A 19,463-nucleotide genomic window follows, 5' to 3' on the forward strand; every position below is an offset into this window, starting at 1 on the left:
CGACAGGGGGCGAGGCGCGACGACACGGGGGACCCCACGATCCACGCCGACGACCTTCCCGAGCTTTCCGACGAGGAGCTGGTGTCGCGCATCGCCCGCCGCGACCGGGCGGCGTTCGCGGCCTTCTTCCGCCGCTATGCAGGCCGGGTGAAGGCGATGCTGATGCGGCGGGGGATCGCGGGCGACCGGGCCGAGGATCTGGCGCAGGAGGTCATGGTGCAGCTGTGGAGGCGGGCCGAGACCTTCGATCCCGCCCGCGCCTCCGCTGCGACGTGGCTCTACACCATCGCGCGCAACCGACTGATCGACGAGGCCCGCCGCGCCGCGCGCCGGGTGATCGACCCCGAGGAGCCGACGCTCGACCCCGGTCCCGAGCCGGGAGCGGAGCGCGTCGTGGGCGAGCGCGACCGCGACGCGCAGGTGCGCGCGGCGCTCGACGCTTTGCCCGCAGCACAGCGCGATGTGCTCTATGCCAGTTTTCACGGCGGGCTCAGCCAGCAGGAGATCGCCGCGCGCGACGGCGTGCCGTTGGGCACGGTCAAGAGCCGGGTGCGCCTTGCCTTCGCGCGGCTGCGCGCGCAGTTGGGAGAGGATATGCGAGAGGAGCTGACAGATGACTGACCGATCCGCCGAAGCCGTGGACCTCGTCGAACTCTGGCGCGGGGGGATCCTGGAATCCTCCCATCGCGGTCACGCGGTCGTCGCGCGCGCGGACGGCGAGATCGTCGCGCAGTGGGGGGCGCCCGAGGCGATCGTCTTCCCGCGCTCCTCGTGCAAGATGCTGCAGGCCCTGCCGCTCGTGGAAAGCGGTGCGGCGGACGGGCTGAGCGAGGCGCATCTGGCGCTGTCCTGCGCATCGCACCAGGGTGCGCATATTCATGTCGAGCGGGTCGCGGCCTGGCTGAAGGACATGGATCTGGGCGAGGAGGCGCTGCGCTGCGGCGTCCAGTTCCCGCAGGACAAGGCGGAGGCCGACCGCGTGCGCCGGACGGGCGAGCCCGCCTGCCAGTACCACAACAACTGCTCCGGCAAGCATGCGGGCTTCCTGACGCTCAACCGTCATCTGGGCGGTGGGGAGGAGTATCACGAGATCGACCATCCCGTGCAGCAGGCCGTGAAGGCGGCCTACGAGGAGATGGTCGAGGAGACCTCGCCCGGTTTCGGCATCGACGGCTGTTCCGCGCCGAACCATGCAAGCTCCCTGCACGGGCTGGCGCGGGCGATGGCGAAGATGGCTGATCCGTCCGGGCTGGGCCGGGCGCGCGGCGCGGCGGCCGAAAGGCTGGTCGCGGCAATGAAGGCGCACCCGCTGCTGGTCGCGGGCGAGGGGCGGGCCTGCTCGGAAATGATGTCCGCGCTGCCGGGCCGCACCGTCATCAAGACAGGGGCGGAGGCGGTGTTCGTCGCGATCCTGCCCGAGCAGGGCTTGGGCATCGCGCTGAAGATCGAGGACGGCTCGACCCGTGCCTCGGAATGCGCGATTGCGGCCATCCTCGCGCGTCTCGGGGCCGCGGACCCGGCGCACCCGATGATCGCGAAGCGCCTGACCCCGCCGCAGCGCAACTGGCGCGGGATCGAGACGGGCGTCATTCGTCCCGCACCCGGTTTCTGGTCCGATGGCGCGGCGTTGCAGGGGATCTGACGCGCGATAGCCCTTGTGTTCGGCGCGCGGGCGGATTTTCATGCGGCACGGTCCAACCCAAGGGAGAGACATAATGAAAAAATTCATGATTGGCACGGCGCTCGCCGCGCTCACCGCAACCGGCGTGATGGCGCAGGACGAAACCGTCAATATCGGCATCATCCTCGGCTTCACCGGCCCCATCGAATCCCTGACGCCCGACATGGCCGCGTCGGCGGAGCTGGCCATCGCGGAGGCGAACAAGTCCGAGCTGTTCATGGGCGGCGACATGCTGATCGCCCCCGTGCGCGCCGACTCCACCTGCGTCGATGCGGCGGCGGCCTCGGCGGCGGCCGAGCGTCTGATCACCGGCGACAACGTGATCGGCATCATGGGCGCCGACTGCTCGGGCGTGACGACCGCCATCGCGTCCAACGTGGGCGTGCCGAACGGTGTCGTGATGGTCAGCCCGTCCGCGACCTCGCCCGCGCTGTCGGATATCGAGGATAACGGCTACTTCTTCCGCACCGCGCCCTCCGATGCGCGTCAGGGGCAGGTCCTCGCGGATGTCGTGACCGAGCGGGGCGTGAACTCCGTCGCGATCACCTACACCAACAACGATTACGGCCTCGGCCTCGCCGATGCGTTTCAGGCGGCCTACGAGGCGGCGGGCGGCTCGGTCGAGATCGTCGCGGCGCACGAGGACGGCAAGGGCGACTACTCCGCCGAGGTCGGCGCGCTGGCCGCATCGGGTGCCGAGGCGCTGGCCGTGTTCGGCTATGTCGACCAGGGCGGCCGCGGCATCATCCAGTCGGCCATCGACACGGGCGCGTTCGACACGTTCATCCTCGGCGACGGGATGATCGGCGACAGCCTGACCGAGAATTTCGGCCCCGACATCAACGGCACCTTCGGCACCGCGCCCGGCTCCGACAGCGAGGACTTCGCCAATTTCGACGCGATGGCCAAGGAGAACGGCATCGAGGGCGACGGCCCCTATCGCGGCGAGAGCTACGACGCGGCGGCTCTCATCATCCTCGCGGCACAGGCGGCCGGATCGGTCGACCGGGCCGAGATCCAGGCCAACATCATGAACGTCGCCAACGCGCCCGGCGAGCAGATCGGCGCGGGCGAGCTGGAGCGCGCGCTGCAGATCCTCGCCGATGGCGGCGAGATCGACTACCAGGGCGCGACCGGCGTGGAACTGATCGGCGCGGGCGAGGCCGCAGGCTCCTACCGCGAGCTGGAGGTCATGGAAGGCCAGTTCTCCACCGTCAACGTTCGCTGAGGCGAGCCGACGACATGAAACCTGCGGCCCGGGGGCAACCTCGGGCCGCTTTCGATAAGAAGACCACCAAACCATGAAGATTCGGTTGACGAGAGGGCTGCCATGATCCGGGTCGAGGACCTGCACATGCATTTCGGCGGCATCCGCGCCGTTGACGGGGCCAGCATCGAGATCGAGAAGGGCTCGATCACGGGGCTGATCGGCCCCAACGGTGCGGGCAAGACGACGCTGTTCAACGTGGTCGCCGGGCATTACAGCCCCACGCGCGGGAAAGTATTCCTCGACGGAGAGGACATCACCGGCCTGCCGCCGCATGAGCTGTTCCATCGCGGGCTGCTCAGGACCTTCCAGATTGCCCATGAGTTCTCGACACTTACCGTGCGCGACAACCTGATGATGGTGCCCGGCGGGCAGCGGGGCGAGGGCTTGTGGGACGCCTGGTTCAAGGGGGGCGAGGTCCGCGCGCAGGAGCGGGAGATCCGCGCCAGGGCCGACGAGGTGATCGAGTTCCTGGAGATCTCCCACGTCGCGGACGAGCTGGCGGGCAACCTGTCGGGCGGGCAGAAGAAGCTGCTGGAGCTGGGGCGCACCATGATGGTCGACGCCAAGATCGTCTTCCTCGACGAGGTGGGCGCGGGCGTGAACCGGACGCTGCTCAATACGATCGGCGATGCAATTCAACGACTTAATCGCGAGCGGGGTTACACGTTCTGCATGATCGAGCACGACATGGACTTCATCTCGCGGCTCTGCGATCCGGTGATCGTGATGGCCGAGGGGCGCGTGCTGGCGCAGGGCGATGTGGAGAGCGTGAAGGCCGACGAGCGGGTGATCGAGGCCTATCTCGGCACCGGTCTGAAGAACAAGGAGCCGGCGTGAATATCGTTCTTTTTTCGGCGGCGCAGGCCGTCTGCGCCCGGTCTGCGATGCGTATGGCACGCGTATGGCACGCGTATGGCCGAACATCGTTCCGCGCGGATGGTCGCGCGGTGGCCCGCTCGGTAACGCTTTCTCAAGATTTTCCTGATCTGGTCGGCATTGCGCGGAGGATGGCATGAGCGATCCGTTCGACGGCCGCGCGAACCATGACGCGAGCATCGTGAACCCTGCGGCCGGGCCGCGGGAGGTGGGCGCGCAGGAGGAGGGTGAGATCCGGTCGGGGCGCGGGGACGCGTTCCTCGACGCGAGCGGCATGACCGGCGGCTACGGGGCCGCGGACATCCTGCACGGCTGCGACATCTCGGTCGAGCGCGGCGAGATCGCGGTGATCGTCGGGCCGAACGGCGCGGGCAAGTCCACGGCGATGAAGGCCGTGTTCGGGATGCTGCCGTTGAGGCAGGGTGCGGTGACGCTCGACGGCGACGACATCACGGCGCTGAGCCCGCAGCAGCGGGTGGCGATGGGCATGGGCTTCGTTCCGCAGACGGGCAACGTGTTCACGTCGATGAGCGTGCAGGAGAACCTGGAGATGGGGGCCTATCTGCGGCGCGACGACATTTCGGGCGTGATGGAGCAGGTGTTCGAGCTGTTCCCGATCCTGAAGGAGAAGCGCCGCCAGCCCGCGGGAGAGCTGTCGGGCGGGCAGCGCCAGCAGGTCGCGGTGGGCCGGGCGCTGATGACCGAGCCGAAGCTCTTGATGCTCGACGAGCCGACGGCGGGGGTCAGCCCGATCGTGATGGACGAGCTGTTCGACCGGATCATCGAGGTGGCGCGCACCGGCATCGCCATTCTGATGGTCGAGCAGAACGCAAGGCAGGCGCTGGAGATCGCGGACAAGGGCTACGTCCTCGTGCAGGGGCGCAACGCCTGGACGGATACGGGGGCTGCCCTGCTCGCCAACCCGGAGGTCCGGCGGACCTTCCTCGGCGGATGAGGGCAGGCGCGCGCTACCCTTCGGGCGGACCGTGCGGGGCCTTCAGGGCGGCCCCCTTTGCTGGCGTTGCTGCGTATTTGGAGGAAGTTGAAGGGCGCGGGGCGGTCCGTACTGGTGGCGCTTGTCGGTCCGGCGGAACCCTGGATGCGGGCGCGCCGCCGCCCGGAATGGCCGCTGCCGGGATGTCGGTGCGGGCATGGCCGACGGTCGCGAGCAAGTCGCGGGGCGCGGCAGCCGTCGATCAGTCGTATGGCCGGCACGGCCCCGCTGCGGGATGCGGCGATGCGTGAGCCGTTCTCGGGCAGTCGATCACGATCCGGCAGGCACGCGAAGCCGCGTCGGTTCGGAGGCAATCCGGGCGGATGGGGCAGGGGGAGCGCCAACTGGTATTTCGCGGCGTTCCTTGCAGGCATTTTCGGTCTGATCGCCTATGGCGTCTGGTGGAACGTGAGCGACATCCGCGCGCGGTCCGCGGCGCGGGCCGAGGCGGCGCCGCGCATGGCGTGCCGCTTTGCCGAATGGTGCGTGGCCGGGACCTGCGATGTGCCGCCACCCGGCGATTTCGTTTTGGTGACGCGTGGCGAGTACGACCGGGCCTATCTGCGTATGGCCGAGCGCAGCGGCGACCTGAGCCTGTTCGTCGGCGAGACCGACCGCTTCGCCCGCGCGGCGCGCGAGGATGCACGGTGGCCGCGGCGCTACATGCACACGCAATCCGGGCGTGGCATCGTTAATATCCACTTGAACGCGGCGCTCGATTTCGTGATGACCTACGCGTTGCGCCCGACCGACACGCCCGATCTCGGCCCCGCCTCGGGCGAAGGTCGCGGAACCTGCGCGTGGATCGTGGAGGAGGCGGCATGAGCGGCTGCCGCCGGAAAGACAGGGCGCGCCTTTCGGGTGCGGAGCGAATGACATGACAGATATCCTCAACGCCATCGTCCTGCTGTCGAATTTCGTGCTGATCCCCGGACTGGTCTACGGCTCGCAGCTGGCGCTGGGTGCGCTGGGGGTGACGCTGATCTACGCGGTGCTGCGGTTCTCGAACTTCGCGCATGGCGATCTGATGGCCTTCGGCACGGCGGCGGTGATCCTGATGACCTGGTGGCTGCAATCGCTGGGGGTGAGTGCCGGGCCGCTGCCCACGGCGCTGATCGCGCTGCCGGTCGGGATCCTGGCGGCGGTGCTCCTGAGCCTCGGGATGGACCGGGCGGTCTATTCCTTCTACCGCGAGAAACGCGCCGCGCCCGTCGTCTTCGTCATCGCGAGCGTGGGCGTGATGTTCGTGCTAAACGGGCTGACGCGGTTGATCATCGGGCCGGACGACCAGCGCTTCGCCGACGGTGCGCGCTTCGTTATCAACGTGCGCGATTTCCGGGAGATGACGGGGCTCGATCAGGGGCTGGCGCTGCGCACGACGCAGGTGCTGACGGTGGTGGTGGCGATCGCGCTGGTGGTGGCGCTCTTCGCCTTCCTCAACCGCTCGCGCATGGGCAAGGCGATGCGGGCCTATTCGGACAACGAGGATCTGGCGCTGCTGTCGGGGATCGATCCGCAGAAGGTGGTGTTCTGGACCTGGGTGATCGCGGCGGGGCTCGCGACGGTGGCGGGGACGCTCTACGGGCTCGACAAGTCGTTCAAGCCGTTCACCTATTTCCAGCTGCTGCTTCCGATCTTCGCCGCCGCCATCGTGGGGGGCATCGGCAACCCGGTGGGCGCGGTCGCGGGCGGCTTCCTGATCGCGTTCAGCGAGACGACGGTGACCTATGCCTACAAGCAGTTCGCCGGCTATCTGGTGCCGGGATGGCAGCCGGAGGGGCTGCTGCAACTGCTGTCGACCGATTACAAGTTCGCGGTCAGCTTCGTCATCCTGGTGGTGGTGCTGCTGATCCGGCCGACCGGGCTGTTCCGGGGGAGGGTGATATGAGCCAGGGCGTGCGGATCGCGGTGCTTTACGCCGCGATGGCGGCGATCCTCGTCGTCATCGGGCTGGTCCAGTCGGTGCCGCTGGCGCTGCAGATCGTCAACCTGTGCCTGATCTCGGCGATCATGGCGCTGGGCGTGAACATGCAGTGGGGCTATGGCGGGCTGTTCAATGTCGGGGTCATGGGCTTCGCGGCGCTCGGCGGCGTGGCCGCGGTGCTGGTGAGCGAGGCGCCGCGGGCCGAGGCGTGGTCGGCAGGCGGGTTGGGCCTGCTGGCGGCGGGGCTGGCGCTGGTGGTGACGGTCGTGGTCGCGATGCAACTGCGCAAGGTTCTGCCCGCGCGGCTGCGCACCGTCGGCACGCTGGTCATCGTGCTGATCGGTTATTTCATCGTGCGGCGGCTGTTCGGCCCGGCGGTGGATGCGATCGAAGCGCTGGATCCGGCGCGGTTCGGCAATATCGGTGGGCTGGGCCTGCCGGTGGTGCTGAGCTGGGCCGTGGGCGGGCTGTTCGCGGCCGGTGCGGCGTGGCTGGTGGCGAAGATCGCGCTGGGGCTGCGGTCCGATTACCTCGCCATCGCGACGCTGGGCATCTCGGAGATCATCATCGCGGTGCTGAAGAACGAGGACTGGCTGGCGCGGGGCGTGAAGAACGTGTCGGGCCTCGACCGGCCCGTACCCGACGCGCTGTCGCTGCAGCAGGCGGCGTGGTTCCAGGACCTGGCGGCGAGCGTCGGGATGGGCGTGGTCGAGGCATCGACCATCTTCGTGCGGCTGGCCTATGCGGCGATGTTCCTGATCGTGCTGGCCGTGCTGATGTGGCTGGCGGAGCGGGCGCTCAACTCCCCCTGGGGACGGATGATGCGGGCGATCCGCGACAATCGCGACGCGGCGGAGGCGATGGGCAAGGACGTGGTGCGGCGGCACCGGCAGGTCTTCGTCCTCGGCTCGGCGGTGGTCGGGATTGCGGGGGCGATGCTGGTCAGCTATGACGGGCAGTTCACGCCGGGGACCTACAACCCGTTGCGCTATACGTTCCTGATCTGGGTCATGGTCATCGTCGGCGGGTCGGGAAACAACTGGGGCGCGATCCTCGGCGGCTTCCTGATCTGGGTGACGTGGATCGAGGCGGAGGCGCTGGCGCCACTGGCGATGGACTGGGCGACGGCGGCGATGCCGGACAACGCGCTGGCCGATCACCTGCGCGACACGGCCCCGCATCTGCGGCTGTTCATCATGGGGCTGGTGCTGCTGGTCACGCTGCGCTTCTTCCCCAAGGGGCTGATCCCGGAGCAGGTGCGGCGGTAGGTGTCTGTGAGGTGCTAGAGGCGCGGAATCAAGGCGAAGCCGCCGCGCATCGGTCGTGCTGGAAGCACGCCTTCGGCGTGACCCGCCCCCCGGCACGGCGATTTGGTTGATGCAGGCGCGTCGCGGCGAGGTTTCGCGGACTTTGCCACTATAACGTACGAAGCTCGAACGTCGGATCGCCGCACCGCGGCCCGTCGATCCGCGAGGCTAACGCCCCTCGAACACCGCCATCGATTTCGCGCGCCGCGCCTTCAGGGCCGAGCGGTGGTCGGCGCTGTCGAAACAGGCGGTGACGCGGGCGCTGGCGTCGTCGGCTAAGACGAGGCTGCGCTTCATGCCCTGCACGGCGAGCGGTGCGAGGGCGGCGATGCCCTCAGCCAGTGTTTCGAGACGCTCGGGCAGCGCGACCTCCGGCACGGTTTCGGACACGATCCCGCAGGTGCGGCAGGCGGCGGCGTCGAGGCGCTCCGCCGCCAGGAACAGCCGCGCGGCGGTGGCCTGACCCAGCCGTGCCTGCGCGCGGGCGATGGCGGGGCCGGGATAGTGCACCCCGATCGCCGCGGCGGGCACCTGCGCCGTCAACGTGTCGGTGCCGATACGGATGTCGCAGGCGAGCGCGAGGTCGAGCCCCGCGCCGTAGACCCCGCCATTGATCCCGGCGATGACCGGCACGCGCAGACCTTCGATCCGATCGCTGAGCAGGGTCAGCGGCAAGTCGGGGCGGTGGCCCGATTCGAGCTCGGCGAAATCGGCCCCGGCGCAGAAGGTGGCGCCCTCGCCGGTGAGGATCAGAACGCGCAGGGCGGTGTCGCTCTCGACTTCGGAGAGGGCGACCTGCATCTCGTCCATCGCGGCGATGGTCAGGGCGTTGCGCCGTTCGGGGGCCGCGAGGGTCAGTCGCGCGATGGCGCCGTCGCGCTCGAACCGGATCACGGGGCGAAGCTCGCAAAGACGGGTGCGTGGTCGGAGGGTTTCTCCCACCCGCGCGCGTCGCGCAGGATGCGGGTGGAGCCTGCGATGTGGCCCGCATCGGGGGTGGCCCAGATATGGTCGAGACGGCGGCCCTTGTCCGCCGCATCCCAGTCGCGGGCGCGGTAGGACCACCAGGAATAGAGCTTGCCGCCCGGAATGTCGGCGCGGGTCGTGTCGATCCAGCCGCCCGCATCGCGCGCGCGGTCGAGCGCCTCGACCTCGATCGGCGTGTGGGAGACGACCTTCAGCAACTGCTTGTGCGACCAGACATCGTCCTCGCGCGGGGCGATGTTGAGATCGCCGACCATGACCTCCCGCGCGCGGCCCTCGGCCCCCCAGCGGGCCATCTCGGCCAGGAAGTCGAGCTTGTGCGCGAATTTGGGATTGCTCTCGCGGTCGGGCTCGTCTCCGCCGGCGGGGACGTAGAAGTTGTGGACGACGAGGCCGTTTTCCAGCCGGGCGGCACAGTGGCGGGCATGGCCCGTGTCGCAGAAGGCGCGGGTGCCCGCATCCTCCAGCGGCAGGCGCGACAGGATCGCGACGCCGTTATAGCCCTTGTTGCCCTCGGCGATCATGTGGGGGTAGCCGGCCTCGGCAAAGCGCTCGAGCGGGATCTTGTCCACCGGGCTCTTGGTTTCCTGAAGGCACAGCACGTCCGGCGCCTCCTCTGCCAGCAGGCGCAGCACGAGGTCGGCGCGCAGGCGGACGGAGTTGATGTTCCAGGTGCAGATCGTGACGGTCATCGGGCTCTCCGGTTCAGGTTGGGCGGAGAGTTGCGGAGCGGGCCCGCGGGCGCAAGATGCGATTGCCCCAAAAAGAGAAAGCGCCCGATCTGGGGTCAGATCGAGCGGCAATCCCTTTTTCCGGCCACCTTGGAGGGGGGGTGTGGCCGTGAGTGACCGTCAAGTGTGGGGGGGACGGTCCTCCTAGGTTATGGGCAGGTCTTTTGCATTTTTCAATCGGACTCTGCGCCGGTTGCAGAAAATTGCCCGAATTTTGCCATTTTTGTTACGCGACGAGCCGGTAGCCGCCCGACTCTGTAACAAGTAGCGCGGCGTTCGAGGGGTCCGCCTCGATCTTCTGCCGTAGGCGGTAGATGTGGGTTTCCAGCGTATGCGTGGTGACGGCGGCGTTGTAGCCCCAGACCTCGTGCAGCAGCACGTCGCGCCCGACCACGCCGTCATTGGCGCGGTAGAGGAACTTGAGGATGTTCGTCTCCTTCTCGGTCAGGCGGATCTTCCGGTCGTCCTCGGTGATCAGCATCTTGGCCGACGGCTTGAAGGTATAGGGGCCGACGGTGAAGACGGCGTCCTCGCTCTGCTCGTGCTGACGTAGCTGCGCGCGGATGCGGGCCAGCAGGACGGGGAACTTGAACGGCTTTGTGATGTAGTCGTTCGCCCCCGAATCGAGGCCGAGGATGGTGTCGGCATCGGTGATGTGCCCGGTCAGCATGACGATGGGACATTTCACGCCCTGCTTGCGCATCAGGCGGCAGACCTCGCGCCCGTCCATGTCGGGCAGGCCGACATCGAGGATGACGAGGTCGTAGAGGTCCGCCTTCGCACGGTCCAGCCCGGCGGCGCCCGTGTCGGCCTCGAACACGTCGAACTCCTCGGTCACGACCAGCTGGTCGGCGAGGACTTCGCGCAGGTCGACATCGTCGTCCACCATCAGGATCTTCTTCAAATTGCTCATGACACAGGCCTCCCGTGAACTTTTGCTCTGCCGCGAGAGATGCGGATGGCGGGTCGGCTCTGCAAGTTCTTGCGACGGCGACTCACGGATGCGTGTCGTCGGGGCGGCATTTGTTTCACATCGCGCGACAGGCGGCTTATATCCGGGGGCGGACCGCTTCAGCGTTCGAGAGGGACATTCGATGAGCCTGCGCCCCACCGATGACGAACGCATCGCGCGCGCCCGCAACGATCTGCGGATGGGCCTGCCCGTGCGGGTGGGCGGCACCCTCGTCGCGGCGCTGGAGAGCCTGACGGAGGCGCGGCTCGCCGACCTGCTGGCGCTGGGGCGCGGGGTGATCGTGCTTACGGCCCGGCGCGCGGCGACGCTGAAGGCGGTGGCCTATGATGGCGACGTGGCGCGGATCGCCCTGCCGGCTGGCGCGACGCTCGACTGGCTGACGGCGCTGGCCGACCCGGCGCGCGACCTGTCGGCGCCACTCAAGGGACCGTTCCGCGCGCTGCGCGAGGGCGATGCCAGCGTGCACCGCGCGGCGGTGATCCTGTGCAAGCAGGCGCAGCTCTTGCCCGCAGCGCTGGTGATCGAGAACGTGGCGGACATGCCCGAGGACCTGACGGGGGTGGCGCCCGCGGCCCTGCTGCACCAGCGCGACGACGTGGTGCGCCTGGACAAGACGGCGGCGGCGCGGGTCCCGCTCGACGTGTCGCAGGCGAGCCGGGTCCACGTGTTCCGCCCCCGCGACGGGACGGAGGAGCATTACGCGATCGAGATCGGCAGCCCGCGTCGGGATGCGCCGGTGCTGTCGCGGCTGCACTCGGCCTGTTTCACCGGGGACGTGATCGGCTCGCTGAAATGCGATTGCGGTCCGCAGCTGCGCGCGGCGCTGGCGCAGATGGGGGCGGAGGGGCAGGGCGTGCTGCTCTACCTCAATCAGGAGGGGCGGGGGATCGGGCTCGCCAACAAGATGCGGGCCTATTCGTTGCAGGATCAGGGCTTCGACACGGTGGAGGCGAATCACCGGCTGGGCTTCGAGGATGACGAGCGGGACTTCCGCATCGGGGCGCAGATCCTGCGGGAGCTGGGCTTCGCCTCGGTGCGGCTGCTGACCAACAACCCGCGCAAGGTCGCGATGATGGAGGGCGAGGGGATCGCCGTGGCCGAGCGCGTGCCGCTGAAGGTCGGGGAGACGCCGCAGAACGCGAACTACCTGGCCGTCAAGGCGCGCAAGAGCGGGCATCTGCTGTGAGCGATCTGGTCGTGACCCGCTGGGACGCGCGATTCGCCGGGCGTCGTTTCGCGCGTGCGATCGGCAAGGGCGGTTTCACCTCGGACAAGCGGGAGGGGGACGGCGCCACCCCGGTCGGCGCGCACCGTCTGGTCGGCGGGATGTGGCGGGCGGACCGGCTGGCGCGGCCGGAGACCATCCTGCCGCTGCGCCCGGCGGGACCGCGCGACATCTGGTCGGACGATGTGGACCACGCGGGCTACAACCACCTCGGACGGGCCGGGGAAGGCACCTTCCGGCACGAGCGGATGCGGCGGGGCGATCCGCTCTACGATATCGTGTTGTTCAGCGACTGGAACTGGCCGGAGGCGGAGCGGGGGCGCGGCTCGGCCATCTTCGTGCATTGCTGGCGCGGCGTGCGGGTGCCGACGGCGGGCTGCGTCGCGTTCGCGCGGGCGGATCTGCTATGGATCCTGGCGCGCTGGCAGCCGGGATCGCGGCTGGTCGTTCAGCCGTAATCCCGCTCGCCGAAGATGGCGGAGCCGACGCGCACATGCGTCGCGCCGAAGCGGACCGCTTCCTCGAAATCGCCGCTCATCCCCATGCTGAGGCCGGTGAGGCCATTGCGCTTCGCGAGCTTGGCGAGCAGGGCGAAATGCAGGCTGGGCGCCTCCTCCGCCGGGGGGATGCACATGAGGCCGGTGAGCGGCAGGTCGAGGCTGCGGACCTCGGCCACGAAGGCGTCGAGATCGGCGGGGGCGAGCCCTGATTTCTGCGGCTCCTCCCCCGTATTCACCTGAATGAACAGCTCGGGGCAGTGGCCGAGCTCCTGCGCAAGATCGGCGATGCGCTGCGCGAGCTTGGGCCGGTCGAGCGTGTGGATCGCGTCGAAGAGCTGCATGGCGGGGCGCGCCTTGTTCGACTGCAGGGGGCCGATCAGGTGGACCTGCGTGTCGGGGTAGGTTTCGCGGAAGGCGGGCCATTTGCCCTGCGCCTCCTGCACCTTGTTCTCGCCGTAGAGGCGGTGGCCCTGGTCTAGCACCGCCGTCACGCGGGCGTCGGGCTGGACCTTCGACACGGCGATCAGGTGGACGGGATCGGTGCGGCCCGCGGCGGTGCGCGCGGCCTCGATCCTTTGCTTCACGTCGTCGAGCGGCATGGTCCCTCCCCGGTTTCCGGCCCGGTCATTGGCCGGGTTATGGAAGAGCGGGCCGCAAATGAAAAGAGCGGGCACATGGCCCGCTCTTCCCTGACTTCCGTCTGATCCGGGTGGATCAGAAGGACATGCCGATGCCTGCGCCGAAGCGGGTCTCGTCGGCTGCGCCGTCGACTTCCAGGTTACCTGCTGCTGCGACGAAGTTCGCGCCGCCGCCGAGGTCCATGGAGTAGAAGATGCCGTAGCCGTCGACGTCAAACTCGCCACCGCCGTCAACGTCGGTCTCAGCGGTGTGGTAGTTGATGCCGAGCGAGCCTGCGCCGATGTCGAACTGCACAGACGCCTGCAGCGAGTCCTGCTCAAAGTCGTCGCCTGCAGCCGAACCCGCGACCAGGCCAGCAGTTTCGAGGTCAGCTTCGGCACGCTCGTAGCCGATGTTGAAGTCGACTGCACCGAAGGATGCGCCCATGGTGATGCCGTAGACCTGCGCGTCGTCGATCGTACCTGCAACTGCCACGGGCACTTCTGCGATACCGATGGTGTCGCCGACTGCGAGTGCGGCGCCGTCAGAGGTCTGGTAGCCAACACCGAAGTCGAAGCCGCCGAAGTTGAAGCCAGCGCCGATGCCGTAGACATTCTCTTGACCGTCGTCTTCGCCATCTTCGTAGGACGCGGACAGGGTCACGCCGCCGAAGGTGATGTCGTAACGGCCGACCTGGCTTTCCGCATCGCCGGTGCCGTCGAGGCCAGAGTAGCCATTGGCGTAAAAGTCGGCTTCGTCGACCAGACCGCCGGTTGCGATTTCGATCATCGCCTTGTCGTAGGCGCCGTCGGTGTCACCGATGGTGATGGTGCCGAAGCTGCCGGAGATGAAGGCCGAAGTGTCTTCTTCGACATTCGCCTCGTCCCAGTCGCCGGATGCGCCGAACGCCATGCCGCCGTCGGTGACGCCGGTCAGGGCCCAGGTCAGGTCGAAGTCGTTGTGCAGCTGGATTTCACCGTCCTGTGCGCCGCCGTCGTCGACGGAGGTGAAGCCGAGCTCGGCCGAGCCGGAGAGCGTGATGGAGGTGGAAACTTGAGCAAACGCGGTGCCCGCGAAGCCGAATGCAACAAGCGCCGTCGAGGCGAAGAGCACGTTTTTCATGGGAAGTCCCTCATGTGTTTACAGTCACCGACACTCACACCCCTGTGAGCCGGATGAATGCAAATTCCGCAAACCGCCCCGACTCGTCAAAACCTTTCAGGGGGTGCCGTGGCTAAACGCAAGGTATGATGCGGGGATGCCACAGTGGCGGGACCGGGGCCACGGGGGCAAAAGCCTTGTCGCGCAAGGCCCCCGCCGATATGAGGTGGACTACATACTATAGGGAGGCCAGCCGAGCCGATGTCCGCGAAGATCGTAGTGAGCCTGACCGTCGCCATGCTGGTCCTCGGGGCGTGCAATCGCTCCGGCCCCGAACAGCCCGCCGTCACCGCCGCGCGTCAGGCGCAATCGGATGGTGTCCGCATCAACGACCTGCTGTCGGGCGAAATCTTCCGCGACCGGGGTCCCGAGCTGAACGTCAACCGATTCCTGTGGCAGGCCTCGCTGGAGACGCTGGACTTCCTGCCGATCGCCTCCACCGATCCGTTCGGCGGGGTGATCACGACCGACTGGGGCACGCCCTCGGGGGCGGGCAACGAGCGGTTCCGCGCGGTGGCGGTAATCGATTCGGATGCGCTCGCCGTCAGCTCGCTGCGCGTGGCGCTGTTCCGGCAGGTGCTGACGGGCGGTGTGTGGACCGACGCGCCGGTGGCCGATGCCACGGTGCGCCAGATCGAGGACGCGATCCTGTTGCGCGCGCGCCAGCTGCGCCGCGAGGACGCGCTGCAATAACCGCCGCCCCCCGCGGGGGCGTGGCGACAAGATACGGATAAGATGATGTCACGCTACAATGCGCGCACGGCGGAGCCGAAATGGCAGCAGGCCTGGGACGAGGCGCGCGCCTTCGCGGCCGAGGCCGATCCCGAGAAGCCCAAATATTACGTGCTGGAGATGTTCCCCTACCCGTCGGGGAAGTTGCACATGGGCCACGTGCGCAACTACACGATGGGCGACGTCGTGGCGCGCTACAAGCGGGCGACGGGCCATGCGGTGCTGCACCCGATGGGTTGGGACGCGTTCGGCCTGCCGGCCGAGAACGCGGCGATGGAGCGGGGCGTCCATCCCGGCGACTGGACCTACGACAATATCGACGCGATGCGCAGCCAGTTCTCGAAGCTGGGCTTCAGCCTCGACTGGAGTCGCGAATTCGCGACCTGCGATCCAGATTATTACGGTCAGCAGCAGGCGCTGTTCCTCGACATGCTGGATGCCGGGCTGATCACCCGCAAGAAATCGGTGGTCAACTGGGACCCGGTCGACATGACCGTGCTCGCCAACGAGCAGGTGGAGGACGGCAAGGGCTGGCGCTCCGGCGCGCCGGTGGAGCGCAAGGAACTGACCCAGTGGTTCTTCAAGATCTCGGACATGGCGGACGAGCTTCTGGAGGCGCTGGACGGGCTCGACGACTGGCCGGAGAAGGTGCGCCTGATGCAGGCCAACTGGATCGGGCGGTCGCGCGGGCTGCAATTCGCCTTCGACTTCGCGAGCGGTCTCGACGGGTTCGAGACGCTGGAGGTCTACACCACCCGGCCCGACACGCTGATGGGCGCGAGCTTCGCCGCGATCAGCCCGGATCATCCCTTGGCGAAGGCGCTGGAAGCGCAGCGCGAGGACATCCGGGAGTTCAACGAGGAGTGCCGCCGCACCGGCACCTCGGAGGAGGAGATCGAGACGGCGGAGAAGCGCGGCATCGACACCGGGCTGACCGTGACCCACCCGCTCGACCCCGATTGGGAGCTGCCGGTCTGGATCGCGAACTTCATCCTGATGGATTACGGCACCGGCGCGATCTTCGGCTGCCCGGCGCATGACCAGCGCGACCTCGACTTCGCGCGGAAATACGACTTGCCGGTCAAGGACGTGTTCCTGCCCGCCGAGGGTGGGGAGCCGGTGGCGAACGAAGCCTTCGTGCCACCGAAGACGGAGCCGGTGCGCTACGTCAACGGGCTGGGCCAGGTCGAGACGATGACCGGCGAGGACGCGGTCGCCAAGGCGATCTCGCAATGCGAGGCGCAGGGCGTCGGGCAGGGCGTGACCAAGTACCGGCTGCGCGACTGGGGGCTGAGCCGCCAGCGCTATTGGGGTTGTCCGATTCCGGTCGTGCATTGCGACGCCTGCGGCGTGGTCCCCGAGAAGAAGGAGAACCTGCCGGTCGAGCTGCCCAAGGACGTGACCTTCGACCGGCCGGGCAACGCGCTCGACTGGCATCCGACCTGGCGCGACGTGGCCTGCCCGAATTGCGGCGGCGCGGCGAAGCGCGAGACGGACACGATGGACACCTTCGTCGATTCGTCCTGGTACTTCGCGCGCTTCACAGCACCTCGGGCAGAGACGCCGACGGACATGGACGCCGCGCAGTACTGGATGAACGTCGACCAGTATATCGGCGGGGTGGAGCATGCGATCCTGCATCTGCTCTATTCGCGCTTCTTCGCCCGCGCGATGGTCAAGACCGGCCACCTGCCCGAGAGCGCGTCCGAGCCGTTCGACGCGCTGTTCACGCAAGGTATGGTGACGCACGAGACCTATGCCACCACCGGTCCCGACGGTCGGGCGCGCTGGCACGAGCCGGGCGAGGTGATCCGCGAGGGCGACACCGCGCGGCTGGAGGACGGCACCCCGGTCGAGGTCGGCCCGGTCATCAAGATGTCGAAGTCCAAGCGCAACACGGTCGACCCGTTGGAGATCATCGACCAGTACGGGGCGGATACCGCGCGCTGGTTCGTCATGTCCGACAGCCCGCCCGAGCGGGACGTGGAGTGGACCGCCGCCGGGGCCGATGCGGCGTGGAAGCACCTGCAACGGGTCTGGCGCATGGTGGCCGAGTTGGAGGACACTCCGCCCGCGGTCGACGTGGCCGACGGGGCGGACGCGATCGCGCTGCGCCGCGTGCTGCACCGGACGATCGCGGACGTGACCGCCTCTATCGAGGGGTTCGCGTTCAACAAGGGGGTCGCGAAGCTCTACGAGTTGACCAACGCGATCGGCAAGGCGAAGGGCGGCGCGGACGTGTCGCGCGCGAGACGCGACGCGCTGACGATGCTGGCGCGGCTGATGCAGCCGATGACGCCGCATCTGGCCGAGGAGATGTGGGCCGCACTCGGCGGCGAGGGGCTGGTGCTCGACCAGCCCTGGCCGGTGGCGGACGAGACCTACCTGGTCGACGACACGGTGCTGATGCCGATCCAGATCAACGGCAAGAAACGCTCCGAGATCACGGTGGCGAAGGACGCGGACAAGGCCACGGTCGAGGCTGCGGCGCTGGCCGATCCGGCGGTGGTCAAGGCGCTCGACGGTGGCAGCCCGCGCAAGCTGATCGTGGTGCCGGGACGGATCGTCAATGTCGTGGTCTAGGCGCGGCCTGATCGGTGCGGCGCTGGCGCTGGGGGCCTGCGGGTTCGAGCCGCTCTACGGCACGGGCGGAGCGGCCTCGGCCCTGCGCGGTCGGGTTCGGGTCGGGCACATCGCCAGCCGCGAGGGCTATTTCCTGCGTCAGCGGCTTTTGCAGCGGTTCGGCTCGCCCGAGGCGGATGCGCCCTTCGTGCTCGACGTGACGCTGGCCGTGACGCGCGAGGCGCTGGCGATCACCCAGAATGACACCGTCACGCGCTTCAACCTCGCCGGGATCGCCGCCGTCACGCTGCGGGAGATCGGCACGGCGGAGGTTCTGCTGCGCGAGGATTTTCGGGCGGAAGCGCGATTCAACGCGCCCGCCTCGGTGCCGCCGGCGCCACCGACCGCGTCGCAGATCGCCGCGCGCGCGGCGGAGGAGGACGCGGGGCGCCGGTTGGGCGAGTACCTCGCCGAGCAGATCGCCGACCGGATCCTGATCGCGCTGGAGCAACCGGCGCGATGAAGCTGGGGCCGCGCGACGTTGCAGGCTTCCTCAAGAGACCCGACCTGACGCGCGCGGGCATCCTGCTCCACGGCCCGGATGCGGAGCGGGTGGCGCAGCGGCGCCGCGCGTTGGCAGATGCGGTGGTCGGCCCCGACGGCGTGCAGGACATGCGGCTGGAGCGGATGAGCGGGGCCGAGCTGCGCGGCGACGGCGCGAAGCTGACGGATGCGATGAAGGCGCAGGGCTTCTTTCCCGGTCCGCGTGCCGTGGTGGTCGAGGATGCGACCGATACGCTCGCCAAGACCGTGGCGGCGGCGCTCGACGACTGGCGGGAGGGGGACGCGTTTCTGATCGTCTCCGCCGGGCAGCTGACGGCCCGCTCGGCGCTGCGCAAGCTGTTCGAGGGTGCGGGCAATGCCTATGCGCTCGCCATCTATGCCGATCCGCCGGGGCGCGAGGAGATCGAGGCGGCGATCGAAAAGGCGGGCCTGTCGGTCGAGGCCGCCGCGCGGGAGGAGTTGACGGTGTTGGGCCGCGGTCTGCCGCCGGGCGATTTCGCGCAGTTGCTGGAGAAGCTGGCGCTCTACAAGCGGGGCGACGACAGTCCGCTCGCCGTGTCGGAGATCGCGCTGCTCGCCCCGCAGAGCGTCGATGGCGACGTGGATGCGCTGGTCGCGGCGGTCGCGAACGGCGATGCGGCCACGATTGGGCCCGAGATGGCGCGGCTGTCGGCGCAGGGGACGAACGTGACCACGCTGTGCATCGGGCTGACGCGGCATTTCCGGCAGCTTCATGCGGCCGCGGGCAGCAAGGGACGGCCCGAGGAGGCCTTGCAGCGCCTGCGTCCGCCGGTCTTCGGCCCGCGCCGCGACGCGATGGCCGCGCAGATCCGCAGCTGGGGTCTGCCAAGGCTGGAGCGCGCGCTGACCACGCTGACCGATACGGACCTCACGCTGCGCTCGGCCAGCCGCGCGCCGCAATTCGCCATGCTGGAACGCGCGCTGATCCGCGTCGCCATGATGCGCCCGCGCGGCTGAACGCGGGTCGGAAGGCTTGCCCGGACGGGCGGCGATATGGCTTGATGGCCCGAACCGCACCACCCGAAAGGAGCATCTTTCATGGCCGACACGCTGCGCATCTACGACCGGGCGATCATCCTGCAGGACGCGGAGCAGATCGCCGCCCTGTCCGCGGACCCGCGCGGATTCCTCGAAAGCGTCGGGGCGCTGGAGGGGCTGGACCAGTTCAACGGCCTGTTCGACCTCGACGACGCGCCGATCTCGGATGTCAGCGCCTATCTCGCGGAGGATGACGGGGTGCAGAAGCTGACGCTGGTCCATCGCGGCATTCCCTACGCAGATTACTGCGGCTGGACCGTCATCAAGGTCGCGCCGTGAGCGGCCCGGACCGGACGGAGGCG

Annotated in this window: 21 protein-coding genes; 16 read left to right on the forward strand and 5 right to left on the reverse strand. The window is 68.6% G+C overall.

Features of this window, described 5'->3' with window-relative positions; translation table 11 throughout:
- Window positions 1–81 precede the first annotated feature (81 nt).
- From RX333_RS05055 to RX333_RS05095, 9 genes are all read left to right on the forward strand, one after another.
- Entirely contained in the window at window positions 82–621 is a 540-nt protein-coding gene (locus RX333_RS05055) for a sigma-70 family RNA polymerase sigma factor (protein ID WP_316013834.1), read from the forward strand.
- The gene (locus RX333_RS05060; RefSeq protein ID WP_316013835.1) at window positions 614–1,642 is read left to right on the forward strand and encodes an asparaginase; all 1,029 of its coding nucleotides are present in this window, start codon (window positions 614–616) and stop codon (window positions 1,640–1,642) included. Before RX333_RS05055 ends, RX333_RS05060 begins: the two co-directional genes overlap by 8 nt.
- A gap of 73 nt (window positions 1,643–1,715) precedes the next feature.
- On the forward strand, window positions 1,716–2,909 hold the full coding sequence (locus RX333_RS05065) for an ABC transporter substrate-binding protein (RefSeq protein ID WP_316013836.1): 1,194 nt from the start codon (window positions 1,716–1,718) through the stop codon (window positions 2,907–2,909).
- A gap of 102 nt (window positions 2,910–3,011) precedes the next feature.
- Complete coding sequence (locus RX333_RS05070; RefSeq protein ID WP_316013837.1) at window positions 3,012–3,788, forward strand: ABC transporter ATP-binding protein; 777 nt, start codon at window positions 3,012–3,014, stop codon at window positions 3,786–3,788.
- A complete protein-coding gene (locus RX333_RS05075; RefSeq protein WP_316013838.1) occupies window positions 3,785–3,967 on the forward strand; it encodes a hypothetical protein in 183 nt (60 codons plus the stop codon). Before RX333_RS05070 ends, RX333_RS05075 begins: the two co-directional genes overlap by 4 nt.
- Before the next feature lie 134 nt (window positions 3,968–4,101).
- Window positions 4,102–4,782: an ABC transporter ATP-binding protein gene (locus RX333_RS05080; protein ID WP_410056048.1), complete on the forward strand. Its 681-nt coding sequence runs from the start codon at window positions 4,102–4,104 to the stop codon at window positions 4,780–4,782.
- A 447-nt stretch (window positions 4,783–5,229) separates the two neighbouring features.
- Entirely contained in the window at window positions 5,230–5,646 is a 417-nt protein-coding gene (locus tag RX333_RS05085) for a hypothetical protein (protein WP_316013840.1), read from the forward strand.
- A 52-nt stretch (window positions 5,647–5,698) separates the two neighbouring features.
- Complete coding sequence (locus tag RX333_RS05090; RefSeq protein WP_316013841.1) at window positions 5,699–6,709, forward strand: branched-chain amino acid ABC transporter permease; 1,011 nt, start codon at window positions 5,699–5,701, stop codon at window positions 6,707–6,709.
- Window positions 6,706–8,013 carry a branched-chain amino acid ABC transporter permease gene (locus RX333_RS05095; protein WP_316013842.1) on the forward strand — a complete coding sequence of 436 codons (1,308 nt, stop codon included), beginning with the start codon at window positions 6,706–6,708 and terminating at the stop codon, window positions 8,011–8,013. Before RX333_RS05090 ends, RX333_RS05095 begins: the two co-directional genes overlap by 4 nt.
- Before the next feature lie 207 nt (window positions 8,014–8,220).
- On the opposite strand, the gene RX333_RS05100 is transcribed toward RX333_RS05095, so the two are convergent.
- The 3 genes from RX333_RS05100 to RX333_RS05110 form a co-directional block, all read right to left on the reverse strand.
- Complete coding sequence (locus RX333_RS05100) at window positions 8,221–8,946, reverse strand: enoyl-CoA hydratase/isomerase family protein (protein ID WP_316013843.1); 726 nt, start codon at window positions 8,944–8,946, stop codon at window positions 8,221–8,223.
- Window positions 8,943–9,728 carry an exodeoxyribonuclease III gene (locus tag RX333_RS05105; protein ID WP_316013844.1) on the reverse strand — a complete coding sequence of 262 codons (786 nt, stop codon included), beginning with the start codon at window positions 9,726–9,728 and terminating at the stop codon, window positions 8,943–8,945. The genes RX333_RS05100 and RX333_RS05105 overlap by 4 nt, the downstream gene beginning before the upstream one ends.
- A gap of 265 nt (window positions 9,729–9,993) precedes the next feature.
- Window positions 9,994–10,680: a response regulator transcription factor gene (locus RX333_RS05110; protein WP_316013845.1), complete on the reverse strand. Its 687-nt coding sequence runs from the start codon at window positions 10,678–10,680 to the stop codon at window positions 9,994–9,996.
- 181 nt (window positions 10,681–10,861) lie between these two features.
- Between RX333_RS05110 and ribA the strand changes: the two genes are divergently transcribed.
- Together ribA and RX333_RS05120 are read left to right on the forward strand one after the other, a co-directional pair.
- Window positions 10,862–11,926 (forward strand): GTP cyclohydrolase II, encoded by a 1,065-nt coding sequence (ribA, locus tag RX333_RS05115; RefSeq protein WP_316013846.1) that lies wholly within the window; start codon window positions 10,862–10,864, stop codon window positions 11,924–11,926.
- Entirely contained in the window at window positions 11,923–12,423 is a 501-nt protein-coding gene (locus RX333_RS05120) for a L,D-transpeptidase (protein WP_316013847.1), read from the forward strand. Before ribA ends, RX333_RS05120 begins: the two co-directional genes overlap by 4 nt.
- Here the strand turns inward: RX333_RS05120 and RX333_RS05125 are convergent.
- Window positions 12,414–13,064, reverse strand: coding sequence for a YggS family pyridoxal phosphate-dependent enzyme (locus RX333_RS05125; RefSeq protein ID WP_316013848.1), 651 nt, complete (start codon window positions 13,062–13,064; stop codon window positions 12,414–12,416). The genes RX333_RS05120 and RX333_RS05125 overlap by 10 nt on opposite strands.
- Before the next feature lie 115 nt (window positions 13,065–13,179).
- Window positions 13,180–14,205, reverse strand: a complete 1,026-nt coding sequence (locus RX333_RS05130; protein WP_316013849.1) for a porin — start codon at window positions 14,203–14,205, stop codon at window positions 13,180–13,182.
- A 240-nt stretch (window positions 14,206–14,445) separates the two neighbouring features.
- Here RX333_RS05130 and RX333_RS05135 point away from each other — a divergent pair, with 240 nt between their 5' ends.
- The 5 genes from RX333_RS05135 to RX333_RS05155 all read left to right on the forward strand — a co-directional run bounded on the left by RX333_RS05135 (window position 14,446) and on the right by RX333_RS05155 (window position 19,440).
- Window positions 14,446–14,937 carry a DUF3576 domain-containing protein gene (locus tag RX333_RS05135; protein WP_316013850.1) on the forward strand — a complete coding sequence of 164 codons (492 nt, stop codon included), beginning with the start codon at window positions 14,446–14,448 and terminating at the stop codon, window positions 14,935–14,937.
- A gap of 45 nt (window positions 14,938–14,982) precedes the next feature.
- The gene (leuS, locus tag RX333_RS05140; protein ID WP_316013851.1) at window positions 14,983–17,559 is read left to right on the forward strand and encodes a leucine--tRNA ligase; all 2,577 of its coding nucleotides are present in this window, start codon (window positions 14,983–14,985) and stop codon (window positions 17,557–17,559) included.
- Window positions 17,546–18,061 (forward strand): LPS assembly lipoprotein LptE, encoded by a 516-nt coding sequence (lptE, locus tag RX333_RS05145; RefSeq protein ID WP_316013852.1) that lies wholly within the window; start codon window positions 17,546–17,548, stop codon window positions 18,059–18,061. Before leuS ends, lptE begins: the two co-directional genes overlap by 14 nt.
- Window positions 18,058–19,080, forward strand: coding sequence for a DNA polymerase III subunit delta (holA, locus tag RX333_RS05150; RefSeq protein WP_316013853.1), 1,023 nt, complete (start codon window positions 18,058–18,060; stop codon window positions 19,078–19,080). The genes lptE and holA overlap by 4 nt, the downstream gene beginning before the upstream one ends.
- A gap of 81 nt (window positions 19,081–19,161) precedes the next feature.
- Complete coding sequence (locus RX333_RS05155) at window positions 19,162–19,440, forward strand: hypothetical protein (protein WP_316013854.1); 279 nt, start codon at window positions 19,162–19,164, stop codon at window positions 19,438–19,440.
- Window positions 19,441–19,463: the final 23 nt, after the last annotated feature.

This window comes from Roseobacter sp. HKCCA0434 (assembly GCF_032464675.1).
Taxonomy (GTDB): Bacteria; Pseudomonadota; Alphaproteobacteria; order Rhodobacterales; family Rhodobacteraceae; genus Pontivivens.

What these genes read in the sequence shown, in the direction of transcription:
- RX333_RS05060 (WP_316013835.1), top strand. Translation starts at nt 614, where the DNA reads ATGACTGACCGATCCGCCGAAGCCGTGGACCTCGTCGAACTCTGGCGC.
- RX333_RS05065 (WP_316013836.1), top strand. Translation starts at nt 1,716, where the DNA reads ATGAAAAAATTCATGATTGGCACGGCGCTCGCCGCGCTCACCGCAACC.
- RX333_RS05070 (WP_316013837.1), top strand. Translation starts at nt 3,012, where the DNA reads ATGATCCGGGTCGAGGACCTGCACATGCATTTCGGCGGCATCCGCGCC.
- RX333_RS05080 (WP_410056048.1), top strand. Translation starts at nt 4,102, where the DNA reads ATGACCGGCGGCTACGGGGCCGCGGACATCCTGCACGGCTGCGACATC.
- RX333_RS05090 (WP_316013841.1), top strand. Translation starts at nt 5,699, where the DNA reads ATGACAGATATCCTCAACGCCATCGTCCTGCTGTCGAATTTCGTGCTG.
- RX333_RS05095 (WP_316013842.1), top strand. Translation starts at nt 6,706, where the DNA reads ATGAGCCAGGGCGTGCGGATCGCGGTGCTTTACGCCGCGATGGCGGCG.
- RX333_RS05105 (WP_316013844.1), bottom strand. Translation starts at nt 9,728, where the DNA reads ATGACCGTCACGATCTGCACCTGGAACATCAACTCCGTCCGCCTGCGC.
- RX333_RS05110 (WP_316013845.1), bottom strand. Translation starts at nt 10,680, where the DNA reads ATGAGCAATTTGAAGAAGATCCTGATGGTGGACGACGATGTCGACCTG.
- ribA (WP_316013846.1), top strand. Translation starts at nt 10,862, where the DNA reads ATGAGCCTGCGCCCCACCGATGACGAACGCATCGCGCGCGCCCGCAAC.
- RX333_RS05125 (WP_316013848.1), bottom strand. Translation starts at nt 13,064, where the DNA reads ATGCCGCTCGACGACGTGAAGCAAAGGATCGAGGCCGCGCGCACCGCC.
- RX333_RS05130 (WP_316013849.1), bottom strand. Translation starts at nt 14,205, where the DNA reads ATGAAAAACGTGCTCTTCGCCTCGACGGCGCTTGTTGCATTCGGCTTC.
- RX333_RS05135 (WP_316013850.1), top strand. Translation starts at nt 14,446, where the DNA reads ATGTCCGCGAAGATCGTAGTGAGCCTGACCGTCGCCATGCTGGTCCTC.
- leuS (WP_316013851.1), top strand. Translation starts at nt 14,983, where the DNA reads ATGTCACGCTACAATGCGCGCACGGCGGAGCCGAAATGGCAGCAGGCC.
- lptE (WP_316013852.1), top strand. Translation starts at nt 17,546, where the DNA reads ATGTCGTGGTCTAGGCGCGGCCTGATCGGTGCGGCGCTGGCGCTGGGG.
- holA (WP_316013853.1), top strand. Translation starts at nt 18,058, where the DNA reads ATGAAGCTGGGGCCGCGCGACGTTGCAGGCTTCCTCAAGAGACCCGAC.
- RX333_RS05155 (WP_316013854.1), top strand. Translation starts at nt 19,162, where the DNA reads ATGGCCGACACGCTGCGCATCTACGACCGGGCGATCATCCTGCAGGAC.